General features: G+C 65.0%; 11 protein-coding genes. 2 read left to right on the forward strand and 9 right to left on the reverse strand.

Annotated features, from left to right (window positions below):
• Nucleotide 1 precedes the first annotated feature (1 nt).
• Nucleotides 2–1,573, reverse strand: coding sequence for a carboxylesterase/lipase family protein (locus E3T50_RS02010; protein WP_134550317.1), 1,572 nt, complete (start codon nucleotides 1,571–1,573; stop codon nucleotides 2–4).
• 124 nt (nucleotides 1,574–1,697) lie between these two features.
• Here E3T50_RS02010 and E3T50_RS02015 point away from each other — a divergent pair, with 124 nt between their 5' ends.
• Nucleotides 1,698–2,975, forward strand: a complete 1,278-nt coding sequence (locus tag E3T50_RS02015) for a uracil-xanthine permease family protein (protein WP_134550318.1) — start codon at nucleotides 1,698–1,700, stop codon at nucleotides 2,973–2,975.
• Nucleotides 2,976–3,199: 224 nt separating this feature from the next.
• Here the strand turns inward: E3T50_RS02015 and E3T50_RS02020 are convergent, their stop codons facing one another.
• Nucleotides 3,200–3,673, reverse strand: coding sequence for an 8-oxo-dGTP diphosphatase (locus tag E3T50_RS02020; protein WP_134463899.1), 474 nt, complete (start codon nucleotides 3,671–3,673; stop codon nucleotides 3,200–3,202).
• Between the two features lie 57 nt (nucleotides 3,674–3,730).
• On the opposite strand from E3T50_RS02020, the gene E3T50_RS02025 reads away from it, so the two are divergent.
• Nucleotides 3,731–3,985, forward strand: coding sequence for a mycoredoxin (locus E3T50_RS02025; protein ID WP_134550319.1), 255 nt, complete (start codon nucleotides 3,731–3,733; stop codon nucleotides 3,983–3,985).
• A 51-nt stretch (nucleotides 3,986–4,036) separates the two neighbouring features.
• Here the strand turns inward: E3T50_RS02025 and E3T50_RS02030 are convergent, their stop codons facing one another.
• From E3T50_RS02030 to E3T50_RS02060, 7 genes are all read right to left on the reverse strand, one after another.
• Nucleotides 4,037–5,065: a 6-phosphofructokinase gene (locus E3T50_RS02030; protein ID WP_134463904.1), complete on the reverse strand. Its 1,029-nt coding sequence runs from the start codon at nucleotides 5,063–5,065 to the stop codon at nucleotides 4,037–4,039.
• Between the two features lie 159 nt (nucleotides 5,066–5,224).
• Nucleotides 5,225–7,411: a DEAD/DEAH box helicase gene (locus tag E3T50_RS02035; protein WP_134550320.1), complete on the reverse strand. Its 2,187-nt coding sequence runs from the start codon at nucleotides 7,409–7,411 to the stop codon at nucleotides 5,225–5,227.
• A gap of 348 nt (nucleotides 7,412–7,759) precedes the next feature.
• Nucleotides 7,760–8,095 carry a DUF6804 family protein gene (locus E3T50_RS02040; protein WP_241990693.1) on the reverse strand — a complete coding sequence of 112 codons (336 nt, stop codon included), beginning with the start codon at nucleotides 8,093–8,095 and terminating at the stop codon, nucleotides 7,760–7,762.
• Nucleotides 8,096–8,318: 223 nt separating this feature from the next.
• A complete protein-coding gene (locus E3T50_RS02045) occupies nucleotides 8,319–8,879 on the reverse strand; it encodes a GDSL-type esterase/lipase family protein (RefSeq protein ID WP_134463908.1) in 561 nt (186 codons plus the stop codon).
• 99 nt (nucleotides 8,880–8,978) lie between these two features.
• Complete coding sequence (locus tag E3T50_RS02050; RefSeq protein ID WP_134550322.1) at nucleotides 8,979–10,481, reverse strand: SDR family oxidoreductase; 1,503 nt, start codon at nucleotides 10,479–10,481, stop codon at nucleotides 8,979–8,981.
• Nucleotides 10,482–10,538: 57 nt separating this feature from the next.
• On the reverse strand, nucleotides 10,539–11,402 hold the full coding sequence (locus E3T50_RS02055; protein ID WP_134550323.1) for an aldehyde dehydrogenase family protein: 864 nt from the start codon (nucleotides 11,400–11,402) through the stop codon (nucleotides 10,539–10,541).
• Complete coding sequence (locus tag E3T50_RS02060) at nucleotides 11,399–12,928, reverse strand: aldehyde dehydrogenase family protein (protein WP_134550324.1); 1,530 nt, start codon at nucleotides 12,926–12,928, stop codon at nucleotides 11,399–11,401. Before E3T50_RS02060 ends, E3T50_RS02055 begins: the two co-directional genes overlap by 4 nt.
• Nucleotides 12,929–12,932 lie beyond the last annotated feature (4 nt).

Here is a 12,932-nt window from a genome sequence, read left to right on the forward strand (position 1 = left end):
TTCAAACGTGCGGCACGAACCGTCCCCAAGCCAGGCGCCGTTCCCGATGCGGGTCGGATTCGACGTGGTCGGTTTGATCGATGATGAGCGTCTCACGCATGGTTTCGTCGTAGCGCGGCCACGCGTCCGACGGCACCCCGTCTTGCACAAAGCCAAGCCACCAGCCCTGCATCCGCGCGGCGATGTCCTGAAAGGTACGACGCCCACCGAGCGCCGTCATACCGCGGCCGAACCAGCCGTCGAGCCGGTCGAACAGCGGAAACAGTTCGAGCCCGTGCGTGGCATCGAGGCCCATCAACCGCAGCAGCCGCGGAGCGGCATCGAACCGATAGAAGTACACCGGCGCATACCGCGAATGGCGTTCGCCGACTTTCACGCTCGGGTACCAGAACGAGTAATCGCCTCCGAAATCGAGCGCGGCCCGCAGCGCCGGAATGCCCGGATACTGTGCTTTGAGGGCCTTCTTCGCTTTCTTGGTGGTCTTCTTGAAAATGGCCCGGATGCGCGCGGGCGTCGTGGCGAGAATGTCGATCCGGCCGCTGAACAGCGAGCCTTCGCGCGCGTTGGTGCCGATGATCAGCGGAATGCGCGTGGCTCGGCCGTCGCGAAAGGCATCAAGGGGCCGTTCCGGGAGAAAAGTACCATCGATGACCGGGCAGAGCGGAATCGTGCCGGGGTCCTGGTCCGGCGTGCGCACGGTCAGCGCCGTCGTCGCGGCGGCGAGCACCGTGGGATCGACGGCGAGTAGCAGCCGCGCGGCGTCGGTGGTGCTGTACTGGCCAGGCTCGCTGCCCTCGATCAGGCTGTCAACGAACTCACCCGCCCAGCGCGCGGTGAGGTCGCTCGGGTAGACCGCGTTGGGCGGCGCACTCTGCGCGATGGCCCGGTGAAACAAGCCGGCCGCGCTCGGCACGGTCATCAGGGTGGTGACCGCGTTACCGCCGGCCGATTCTCCGAACAGGGTGACGGCATCCGGGTTTCCACCGAAGGCACGAATGTTGTCCCGCACCCACTGGAGGGCGGCGACCTGGTCGCGCAGCCCCAGATTGCTCTCAAACGGATGCTCCGGCGTGGCAAACCGGGAAAAGTCCAGGTATCCGAGGGCGCCCAGTCGGTAGTTGACACTGACGTAGACGATGCCGCCCCGCCGCACCAGCCCCTCCCCCTGCCGGGGCACCTCGCGGCTGGAGCCGACACTGTAGGCGCCGCCGTGAATGAAGACCATCACCGGTCGGAGGTCGTCCTGCACCTGCGCGCCGGGTCGCATGCGTTCGTCGGGCGCGATCACGTTGAGGTTGAGGCAATCTTCCCCCTGCGGAATACGCGGGTGAGCGCCACGAAACTGGCCCTTGTAGCTTTGTGGCGCGACCAGCCCCCACGCACTCGCGTCGCGCACGCCGCGCCAGGCGGGCGCCGGCTGTGGGGCACGAAAACGTCGATCGCCAACCGGTGCCGCCGCGTAGGGAATACCCCGCCATGCCAGCACGCCGCGCTCGCGCACCCCGCGCAGCAGGCCGGTCGCCACGCGCACCTCAAGGCCCGCCATGGCGCTGGAATCGGCGAGCTGGCTCATACGCCCGAGTCTATGGGGCGCGCCGGCACATTGGGAGCTTGCTCGAGGCGGTATCCGCTAGCACTACGCTCGACAGTGCTCACGCAACAGAACTGATCACGCACCAGACGAGACGAGAACGCACATGGCACTGCCCTGGACCCTGCACGGCGATGGAAAAACGGTCGGGGCGCAAGATGTCGTCGGCCCGGGCGAGCGACTGAGCTGGCCCCTGACCATCGGTATCGGCTCGCAGCATGTCGTCGCCATGTTCGGTGCGACCTTTCTGGTGCCGCTGCTCACCGACTTTCCGCCGAGCACGACACTGTTGTTCTCCGGCATCGGAACCCTGCTGTTTCTGCTGATCACCGGCAACAAACTACCCAGCTACCTCGGCTCATCGTTCGCGTTCATCGCACCGATCACCGCGGCAACGGCCTCGGCCGGAATGGGAAGCGCCCTGTTCGGCATCATGGCCGTCGGTGTGCTGCTCGCCCTCGTCGGCCTCATCGTGCAGCTCACCGGCACCGGCTGGATCGACCGGCTCATGCCGCCGATCGTGTCGGGCGCCATCGTCGCACTGATCGGCCTCAACCTCGCCCCCGTCGCTAAGGCGAACTTCGACAAGGCACCGCTCACCGCGCTGATCACCCTCGTCGCCGTCATTTTGTGCACGGTGCTCTTTCGCGGCATCCTCGGTCGGTTGTCGATTTTTCTCGGTGTGCTGGTGGGCTACGTCGCGGCGGTTTTCTTTGGCGAGGTCGATTTCAGCCGGGTCGCCGACGCCGCGTGGATCGGCCTGCCGCCGTTCATCGCGCCGGCCAATCCGTTTGAGAACCCCGCAGCCGTGTTTGGGGTACTGCCCGCTTTCCTGCCGGTTGTGCTCGTGCTGATCGCCGAGAATGTTGGCCATATCAAGGGGGTGGCCCAGATGACGAGTGCGAAAGTCAACCGGCTCACCGGCCGGGCTCTGCTGGCCGACGGGCTGGCCACCATGCTCGCCGGCTTTGGCGGGGGCAGCGGCACCACGACATACGGCGAGAACATCGGCGTCATGGCAGCAACCCGCATCTATTCGACGGCGGCCTACTGGGTGGCCGGAATCGTCGCGATTCTGCTCGGCCTCTCCCCCAAGGTCGGTGCGATCATCTTCACGATTCCTGACGGTGTGCTCGGCGGTGTCACAACGGCGTTGTACGGGCTGATCGGTGTCATCGGCGTCAAGATCTGGCTTGACAACAAGGTCGACTTCTCGAAGCCGGTGAATCAATTCACGGCCGCGACCGCGCTCATCATCGGCATCGCCGATTTCACGCTCAACGCCGGCGCGCTGAGCTTCAACGGCATCGCCCTCGGCACGGTCGCCGCCATCGTCATCTATCACCTGATGACCTGGCTCGGTCGGGTGCGCAAGACTGCGTAACGGCCACCGAACGTGTTCGGTTCGGTGCGAAATGGCACGACCAGCGGTGCAGGGCCGGCACGACAAGTAGACGCCGCAGAGAATGAGGCAGGCGTCGCCGCCGTAGATTGCCACGAGCCTCAGCCCAGAGGCAGCCGGGTTAGCCGCGGCCGCCTCGCGCGCCCGTTCACGCTGAAGTCGAAGATAAGCGTGAGCGCGATGACCAAAACGATGATGAGGCCGAATCAGGCACGAGACACCACGCTCTCCAGATCGGCGCCGAAGGTGAACGTGGCGCGCACCGGCACCCCGGCCAGCACTCCCGGCAGCCAGTGGCGCGCATCGTCCCACATCTCGTCAACCGGCAGGCTCGCGACGTCAAACCACAGGGGGTTCAGCTCATTCGATTCACGCGGGGTACCCGACCACTCGTCGCAGACGAACACGGTCGACTCCTGGCTCCACTGCTCGCGGTGCGGAAACAGGTAGGTGAGAAATCCGAGTTCGGTCAGAGCGGATGCCGCCACCACGAGACCGGATTCCTCCTCGATTTCGCGCACCGCAGCATCCACCGCACTCTCACCGATTTCGAGCTTGCCGCCGAGGCCGACTATGTTGCCCACGCCGAGGCCTTTCTTCTTACGCCCCAGCAAAACCTGCCGCTTACCTTCGGGAGAGAGCCGAGTGAGATAGCACACGCATACCTGGGGCAAAGTCATCGGCCCAGCTTAACGCGCACGGAGTGAATTCAAAGGCAGCTCGGATATGCTCCGAACATGGACTTTGTACCCGCAACCGGAACCATCACCATGTTCACGACCGATTGGTGCGGCTATTGCAAACGCCTGAAGAAGCAGCTGGAGGCCGCCGGCATCGGATACACCGAGGTCAACATCGAGCGGGTTGACGGCACGCCGGAGCTCGTGATGAGCCTCAACAACGGCAACCAGACCGTGCCGACGATTCTGTATCCCGACGGATCGGCCGCGACCAACCCCTCGCTGGCCCAGGTGCAGGCTAAACTCGCCTGACCCTACTCACCCGACCGTCCTCACGCGATTGTCGGACCTGCGTAACGGGGCCTAGCCGAAAAGAACGGCGGCCTCGTCGTAGCGGGCCGGAGAGACCCGCTTGAGGCCGATAGTGGCCGAGGCGATGCTCACGACGTCGATCTCGGTGCCACGCAGCGACACCATCGACCCCCACTGCGCGTTGTGGATCGCGTCGACGGCGGCCATGCCGAGGCGGGTGGCCAGCACGCGGTCGTAGGCCGAGGGAGCGCCACCGCGCTGGGTGTGGCCGAGAACGGTAGCCCGGCTCTCAATGCCGGTGCGTTCCTCGATGAGCGGGGCGATGACCTCGCTAATTCCGCCCAGCCGGGGCCGATGGAAGGCGTCGAGACCTTTGGTGGAGTGCGCTTCCTCCATGCCGGAGAGCAGAAAGCCCTCGGAGACGACGATGACCGGGGCCCGGCCACGGTCGCGTACGTGCTCAACCCAGCCGCAGATCTGATCGATCGACTTGGGTTGTTCGGGAATGAGAATGGCATGGGCGCCGCCCGCCATGCCGGAGTGCAGGGCGATCCAGCCGACGTGACGTCCCATAACCTCGACCACCATGCAGCGTCCGTGGGATTCGGCGGTGGTACGCAGCCGGTCGATGGCCTCGGTGGCGATTTCGACGGCCGTATTGAACCCGAAGGAGTAGTCGGTGGCCTCGAGGTCGTTGTCGATCGTCTTGGGCACCCCGACGATGTTCAGGCCGGCCTCGGTGAGTCGGTGGGCGGCGGTGAGCGTGCCCTCGCCGCCTATCGCGATGACGGCATCGATGCCATTGGCGTCGAGCGTGCGCTGGATGTTAGCCGGGCCACCGTTCTCGCCCTCGAACGGGTTGGTGCGGGAGCTGCCGAGGATGGTGCCACCCTGGCGGGACAGACCGCGCACACTGTGCCGATCGAGGGGCATGAACTCGTTCTGCACGAGCCCCCGCCAACCATTGCGAATTCCGATGAACTCAAAATCGTGGGTGCGCACACCCTTGAGCACGGCGCCGCGAATGACCGCGTTCAGTCCGGGGCAGTCGCCACCGCTCGTGAGAATACCGATTTTCATATCTGGCCGATCTTGGTAGCGGGACACGTCGCGTGAAACGAGTCATGGCGTGACCCGCGCTCGGTCACACCATGTTCTTACAATGGCATTGCCACAATCATGGTGCCTCGAGTAGGTCCGACTCAAATCGGCCGTACCCCGCCGACCTGGCTGGTCGGTCTACAACTTTCCATCGAGAGCCTGGGTGAGTACGTAGATGAGTGCACTCGTCTGCACGGAATCGGCCGCCGCGTACTCTTCTTGGGAACCGTCGAGGGCGCGCGCTGCGAGACCCTGCTTACTACCGATCAGGTCGGCGATTCGCGCGTCGATGGTGTGGGCGGCGATGATGCGCCAGGCGGTGACCGGTTCGTCCTGGCCGATACGGTGCACCCGGTCGATGGCCTGGGTCTGCTCGGCAGCGGTCCAGCTGAGTTCAGCGAGCACGACGTTCGACGCCGCCTGCAGGTTGACGCCGACTCCGGCCGCGGTGAGCGAGCAGACCGCGATCGCGACCTCAGGATCGTTGTTGAAGGAGTCGATCGCGGCTTGCCGGGCCAGCGCGGTCTGGTCTCCGCGCAACGAGACCGTGCGCAGGTCACGCTTGGCGAAGATCTCCTCGGCGGTGTCCATGACGTCGATGTGCTTGGCGAAGAACACGACCTTGCCGACCGAGCGTGCCAGCTGCGCTGCATAGTCCGCCGCGAGCCCGGCCTTGGCCTGGCCAATCTTGCGCACCATGGTGAAGACGTTTTCGCCGGTGGTCTGGCCTTTGGAATCTTCGAGCTCGGCGTGGGCGACGGCGCGTATGTACGCATCCCGCTGATCTTCGTCGGGAACGGCCGGGCCGCCCGAGCCGGCATACCTGGCCGCGACGAGCGTTTGATAACGGGTGACCAGACGGGCACCGAGCTCGCGCTCGGCCTGGCGGATGGAACGGCCGAGGTCGTCATCCAGTTCGACCGGCAGGTCGGCGATGCGCTTGGCCGGCAGATCAGCGGCGACGTCGACCTTCCGGCGGCGCACGATGCCCATGTCTATGACGGCGGCGCGGGCTTCCTTATAGAAGCCCATGTCGGCCGGGGTCAGTCCGGTCTCTTCCAGGCGTTTCAGCAGGGCGGGGGCAGGCTTGTCTCCATCGATCCAGCCGAGGAACTGCCAGATGGCTCGAAAATCGTCGACGTCGTTGATGAGCGGGGTTCCGGTGAGCGCCATGAGCAGCGGGTTGCCGCCGGGCGTACGCCGTCGGATCTGGTTGGCCAGCGAGAGTACGTGTTTGGACCGCTGAGATGACAAATTCTTAATGAAGTGCGCCTCGTCGACGACCATCCCCTTGAAGCCGAGGGTGCCGAGCCAGGCCAGGTGCCGGTCCAGGACGTCGTAGTTCACCACGACGACATCGGCGAAGGCGTCCAGCTTGTCACCGTCACCGTGAATGACGGTCGCACGCCGGTTCGGCGTCCACAATTCCACTTCACGGGCCCAGTTCATCTTGACCACGTTGGGCACGATGGCCAAAAGCGGGTAGGCATCGGCAACGGATGCTGCCAGCAGGCTCTGCGCGGTTTTGCCGAGACCCGGCTCGTCGGCGAGCAGGTAGCTGCGGTGCCCCAGACGAGCGCTCTCAATAAAACGGGCCTGGTGCCGCATGAGCTCCATGCCGCTTGGCGAGAGCCGATCGAGGCGGGGGGCCTCCGGCATGTCCATGCTGGCTGCCTGCCCGCCTGAGCCGTACTCGAACGATTTAAACAGGGGGCCGAGCAGTTCCCAGTTGGCAAGCCTTCGCGGGTGCACGATCGGTTGGGCAGTGGCGCTGAAGTCGGGGGCGAGGAACGGGTTGGCCAGCTGACGGGCCTTCACCGACTGCGGAATGACCTGGTTCTGCAGCACGACCGGCTGGGCTTCGGGCTCGCGGGTGATGATGAGTTCGTCGGGGCTCAGTTCGGCACCGGATTCGAGCAGCCAGTCCCGGCGAAAGCGCTGAGCCACGGTGGAGACGCCGGCGTCGGGCTCGAGCAGGGTGATCAGGCTCGTGTCACGGGCCGCGGTCTTTGCCAGAATCTGAGCGATCCCGTCGAGGCGTTTGAGCAACTCTGCTCGGTTACCGTCGGAGAGTTCCTTGTCGCCTTTGACACGGGCACGTTCTTCGCGCATGAGCAGGGCGATGACCTGATATTTCGTGCGGTTGGTGGGTCCGAGTTTGGTGCCGGACTGCGCCTTCGCTTCGACCTCCCGCACCTTGCGGGCGAGAATGGGAATGATGGGCGCGTCATCGTCACGGGAACGCGTGTGAGCCCGATTGCGGGTGACTCCGCCACGGCCGAGGTTGTTCCGGCTGCTCGAGGCATCGGTACGGGAATAAGCCATTGTTCTCCACTTCGAAGCAGCACGGTACGGGGACCGAACTTGCCGGACACGGCATTCTGGTGTTACCGAAAACGCCGCATTCCCCAAATTGTTGCCGTTTATTCCAGAAACAACCGATTCACGAAACACAGCATGGGTCACGATCATCACGCCGAACCCGAGGCCAAGCAGATGCTGCCACAGCGGTGACAACCATCAGACCAAGCAGTTCGACCCAATGGTTCAATCCGAATGTTTCAACCCGAATGTTTCAACCCACATGGTTCAACGGGTTCTGCCACCGCGTGCGAGCGCACAGTAGGGACCTGACCCAGTTCTCTCAACGCGATAGTAGTCTACGCCCGACGTTCAACCCTTGCGAACCGGCACCTTGGTGCGAAGGCCAACGAATATGAACACGATTGCCGCGATGAATTGCACCGAGACCCAGCCCTGACCGCTGAGGTCGAGGATCACGATCGGGTTCCACAGAATGGCCATCGGAACGAGTCCGATCAGCCAGTACCAAGAGCGTGCCTGGATCACGAAAACACAGATAATCAGCGCGAGGATACTCACGGCGTAACGGATAATGATGAAACTTTCACTGTCCAGCAGTGCAAGTCCGGCGAGCAGAACGATGGCACCGAGCAGGCCGGGTGCGAGGGCCGAGCGGGTAAAGGTCGGTGCGGCTGGCGTGCCCATCAGACGCCCCTACCGCTGCCTGAGAGACCGCAGCCTGAGAGACCGCCGCCAGAGAAACCGCAGCCGGGACTCGATAAGTTCCTTGCGCACGATGCGGTCTCGGGCGCGGAGGATGAGCTGGCACCGAGAGTGAGGACAGGTGCGGGGCGGGCGGAGCAAAGCATGAAGTCAGTCTACCGAGCGCGCAGCGCAGGCCACTTCCCGGTCAACGCCGGCTGGGGCCTCAGGCGTGCTGGATAGGGATCGACGTCGTCGACGGCGGGCGTTCGAACAACATCTCCAGCCCGGGCTTCAGTTCGGCCAGCCAAGCCGCATAACCGGCCGGGTTCAAATGCAGGCGGTCGATGCCCAGCGCCGGGTCGAGTTCGCCGTCTGGCAGAGCGAGGGCGGGCCAGAGGTCGAGGTATTGCACGTGCTGGGTGGGCGCGTACTGCCAGACATGTCGGTTGATGGAGCGGATTGTCTCGGCAAAGTCCCGGTCACGAGGCAAAACGGATTGCACCATTATGCGGGTATCCGGCAGGGCGCGACGCAGGGTGTACAAAATGGTCTCGAGGTTGCGGACAACGTATTCGTCGGACCTGCGCCAGCCGAGATCATTGGTTCCGACCCCGATCACGATGGCGTCGGGCCCCAGCTCAATCACCTGTTCGAGCTGGGCAATCACCTCGTCGGTGGAGTTGCCGCTGACGGCCAGATTGTGCACGTCGTGCTCGGGAAACCATTCGTCCCACCGACCATCCGCAACGAGGCCGTCGCCCAAAAAAACGAGAGAAACTGACATTTTGACCTCCTACTCGTACTCCATCATGCCCCGAACCGGCCCGTGTAGCCAGAATTCTCAGACTATACGCACGTTCTACTGGCGGAGTCGGTCGCCGTGTTAGACAGACGCGAGCGGATGCTGCGCCGCGGCTACGCTTTCCGCTGCGGCTGTCGCCGTGATCCGAGTGGCCATCCCCTCGAAGATTATGCCGTGAAATGGGAGTATCGCCGCCCAGTACAGCCGACCGCTGAGACCGCGGGGGAAAAAAACCGCACGCTGGCGATAGATCGAGCCGCCGGTATCCGTCGGGGTGACGCTCATTTCGAGCCAGGCTCGGCCGGGAACGCGCATTTCGGCCCGCAGCCTCAGAAAACTGCCGTGGTCGATCCGCTCGACCCGCCAGAAGTCGAGCACCTCGCCGTTGTGCAGGTGGTCGGGGTTTCGGCGGCCGCGGCGCAGCCCGACGCCGCCGACGGCCTTGTCCATGAGACCGCGCACGGCCCAGGCCAGCGGAAAAGAATACCATCCGTTCTCGCCGCCGATGCTTTCGATTACTCGCCACAGCGCCGCGGGCGCTGCCGAGGTCGTCTTCATGCGCAGGTCGGTGTAGACGGAGTGACCGGCCCAGTCCGGGTCACTCGGCAGCGGGTTGCTCGACGCGCCGTCGATCGAGGAGTTGCGCCAGCTGGTCTCGACGTCACCGTCGCGCATACGGCCAAGCGCCAGGCGCACCGCATGCCGGTAGCCGGTGAGGCCACCCTCCGGCGGCGGTATGTACTCGTTGATGTCGCTCTCGTGCATGACGCAGTCGTATTGCAGGGAGGCGATGATGGGGACGGCGAGATTGCGTGGAATGGGCGTGACCAGGTTTACCCACTGCGAGGCGAGCCACGGGGTGAGCACGGGCAAAGCGGCGATGGCTCGCTGCTTGAGGCCGGCTTCGAGGGCGTAACCGTTCATCATCTGGCCGTAGCGCAGCACGTCGGGGCCGCCGATGTCGAAAGTGCGATTCACCTCGTGCGGAAGGTCGGCCGCGGCCTGCAGGTAGTACAGTACGTCGCGCACGGCGATCGGCTGGATCTTGTTGCGCACCCATTTCGGTGCGGGCATGTAGGGCAAAACGTCGGTGAGGTGGCGGATCATCTCGAACGAGGTTGAACCAGAGCCGATCACCACGCCGGCCTGAAACGCGATGGTCGGCACGCCGCTGTCAAGCAGGATGCGGCCGACCTCCCTGCGGGAGTGCAGATGGGCGGAGAGCGTGTCGGTGTCGGGGTGCAGACCGCCGAGGTAGACGATGCGCTGAACGTTTGCTTCGGCAGCAGCGTGGGCGACGTTCTCGGCGGCCAGGTGCTCGGTTTTCTCGAAGTCTCCCGGCGCACCCATGGAGTGTACGAGGTAGTACAGCACGTCGATGTCGGCACAGGCGCGCTGTACCGACGCGAGGTCACCCAGATCACCCTCCGCGATCTCCACCTGGTCGGCCCATGGCACGTCTTGCAGCTTCGACGGGGTGCGCACCAGCACCCGGACGGTGAAGCCGGCTTCGAGTAGTCTGGGCACGAGGCGTCCGCCGATGTAGCCCGTAGCGCCCGTGACAAGTGCTCTGCGTGAGGTCATGCGCCGGAGTTTATCTTGTTCCCCCGGCCGGGCGCTGAGTGGATGCCCCGAACCGAATCAGAGTATGGCCTTGGTATGCCAGATCGTCTTGAGTTCGGTGAACGCGAGGATGCGGGACAGGGCCGGTGCCGCGGCATCTGCACCTGATTCGGGCGGGAGCACCCGCTTGAGCGTGTCGGCGGCGCTGATCTGCAGCTCCACCCAGTCCAGGTCGCCGGCACCGACGAGGTCGAGGGCGTTGACGTCGGCGTGGCTGGCCAGCCACGGTGCGATCTCGGCCGGCGAACCGGTCACGATGTTGATCACCCCACCGGGTACATCGCTCGTGGCGAGCACCTCGGCCAGGCTGATCGCCGACAGCGGAGCGTTCTCGTTGGCGACGACGACGACGGTGTTGCCGGCGACGACGGCCGGCGCGATCGCGCTGACCAGCCCGAGCAACGATTCGTCGCCCTGGGGCGCGATGATCGCCACGACCCCGGTCGGTTCGGGCACCGACAGGTTGAAGAACGGGCCGGAGACCGGGTTGGCGTTGCCGGCGACCTGCACGTATTTGTCGGCCCAGCCGGCGTACCAGACCCAGCGGTCGATGGCCTCATCGACCTGCGCACCCGCGCCGGCGGCGTTCACGCCCTCACAGCTCATAATTTCGGCGATGAATTGCGCCCGGCGGCCTTCCAACAGTTCGGCGATGCGATACAACACCTGGCCACGGTTGTACGCCGTGGCGCCGGCCCAGACGCCGAGGGCGCCGCGGGCGGCTACGACCGCGTCGCGGGCATCCTTGCGGCTGCCCTTGGCGGCGTTGGCCAGAAAGTCGCCCGTGTGCGAGAGCACCTCGTAGACGCGGCCGGATTCGCTGCGCGGAAACTTGCCGCCGATGTAGAGCTTGTAGGTCTTGGGGATGGCGAGGCGTTTCACTTGGCTGCCTTCTGTGCAGGTGCGGACTTCTTGCTGACGGGTGTCGTCGTGTGATCAGCGGCTGCGGAGATCGACCGCGCGCCGCTGCGCACGGCGGGCTTGAGGTACGCGGCGAGGCCGTGCCGGCCACCCTCACGGCCGTACCCGCTCTCCTTGTAGCCACCGAACGGACTCGACGGGTCGAACTGGTTGAAGGTGTTCGCCCAGATCACGCCGGCACGCAGCTTGTCGGCGACGGCGAGAATGCGGCTGCCCTTGTCGCTCCAGATTCCGGCGGAGAGTCCGTACGGCGTGTTGTTCGCCTTGGCAATTGCCTCGGCCGGGGTGCGGAAGGAGAGCACCGAGAGCACCGGGCCGAAGATCTCGTCGCGGGCGATGCGGTGGCTGGTCGCCACGTTGGTGAAGATTGTCGGCGCGAACCAGAAACCGTTCGCTGGAATTTCGCAGTCGGCGCTCCATCGCTCGGCCCCTTCCTGCTGACCGCGGTCGGAGAGTTCACGAATGCGGGCCAGTTGCTCGGCGCTGTTGATGGCGCCGATGTCGGTGTTCTTATCGAGCGGGTCGCCCAGGCGCAGGGTCTGCATACGGCGCTTGAGCCGGTCGATGACGTCGTCGTGGATGCTCTCCTGAACGAGCAGGCGACTGCCAGCGCAGCAGACGTGGCCCTGGTTGAAGAAGATGCCGCGCACGATGCCCTCGACGGCCTGGTCGATGGGGGCATCGTCGAAGACGATGTTGGCGCCCTTGCCGCCGAGTTCGAGGCTGAGCTTTTTGTCAGTTCCGGCGACCGACCGGGCGATGGCCCGACCGACCGAGGTCGAGCCCGTGAATGCGACCTTGTTGACGCCGGGGTGGTTGACCAGGGTGTGGCCGGTTCTGCCGTCGCCCGTGATGATGTTGACCACGCCGGCGGGCAGATCGGCCTGCTGCAGGATCTCGGCGAACAGCAGCGCGGTCAGCGAGGTCGTTTCGGCGGGCTTGAGCACGACGGTGTTTCCGGCGGCGAGCGCCGGGGCGATCTTCCAGGCGAGCATCATGAGTGGAAAGTTCCATGGAATGACCTGGGCGGCGACGCCGAGGGAGGCCGGGTTCGGGCCGACTCCGGCATGGTCGAGTTTGTCGGCCCAGCCGGCGTAGTAGAAGAACCAGGCCGCGACGAGGGGAATATCGACGTCGCGGGATTCCTTGATCGGCTTGCCATTATCGAGGGTTTCCGCGACGGCGAGTTCGCGGGCGCGCTCCTGCACCAGGCGGGCGATGCGAAACAGGTATTTGCCGCGGTCGCTGCCGGACAGGCGCGACCAGACCCCGTCGTAGGCGTGACGCGCTGCCGAGACGGCGGCGTCGACATCCGCTTCATTGGCGGTGGCGATCATCGCGATCCGCTGCTCGGTGGCCGGGTTGATGGTCGCAAAGGGGGTGCCACGGCCGGCCGTGAAGTCGCCGTTGATGAACAGCCCGTAGTCGCTTTTGAGGTCGAGCAGGGCTTGCGACTCGGGGGCCGGGGCGTAGTCAAGAAATTTCATGGTC

It is taken from the genome of Cryobacterium gelidum, assembly GCF_004403985.1.
GTDB classification, from domain to species: domain Bacteria; phylum Actinomycetota; class Actinomycetes; order Actinomycetales; family Microbacteriaceae; genus Cryobacterium; species Cryobacterium gelidum.

Excerpts from the sequence above, each read along its gene's own strand:
- E3T50_RS02010 (WP_134550317.1), bottom strand. The coding sequence starts at position 1,573 with ATGAGCCAGCTCGCCGATTCCAGCGCCATGGCGGGCCTTGAGGTGCGC.
- E3T50_RS02030 (WP_134463904.1), bottom strand. The coding sequence starts at position 5,065 with ATGAAAATCGGTATTCTCACGAGCGGTGGCGACTGCCCCGGACTGAAC.
- E3T50_RS02050 (WP_134550322.1), bottom strand. The coding sequence starts at position 10,481 with ATGACCTCACGCAGAGCACTTGTCACGGGCGCTACGGGCTACATCGGC.
- E3T50_RS02045 (WP_134463908.1), bottom strand. The coding sequence starts at position 8,879 with ATGTCAGTTTCTCTCGTTTTTTTGGGCGACGGCCTCGTTGCGGATGGT.
- E3T50_RS02035 (WP_134550320.1), bottom strand. The coding sequence starts at position 7,411 with ATGGCTTATTCCCGTACCGATGCCTCGAGCAGCCGGAACAACCTCGGC.
- E3T50_RS02015 (WP_134550318.1), top strand. The coding sequence starts at position 1,698 with ATGGCACTGCCCTGGACCCTGCACGGCGATGGAAAAACGGTCGGGGCG.
- E3T50_RS02060 (WP_134550324.1), bottom strand. The coding sequence starts at position 12,928 with ATGAAATTTCTTGACTACGCCCCGGCCCCCGAGTCGCAAGCCCTGCTC.
- E3T50_RS02040 (WP_241990693.1), bottom strand. The coding sequence starts at position 8,095 with ATGGGCACGCCAGCCGCACCGACCTTTACCCGCTCGGCCCTCGCACCC.
- E3T50_RS02020 (WP_134463899.1), bottom strand. The coding sequence starts at position 3,673 with ATGACTTTGCCCCAGGTATGCGTGTGCTATCTCACTCGGCTCTCTCCC.
- E3T50_RS02025 (WP_134550319.1), top strand. The coding sequence starts at position 3,731 with ATGGACTTTGTACCCGCAACCGGAACCATCACCATGTTCACGACCGAT.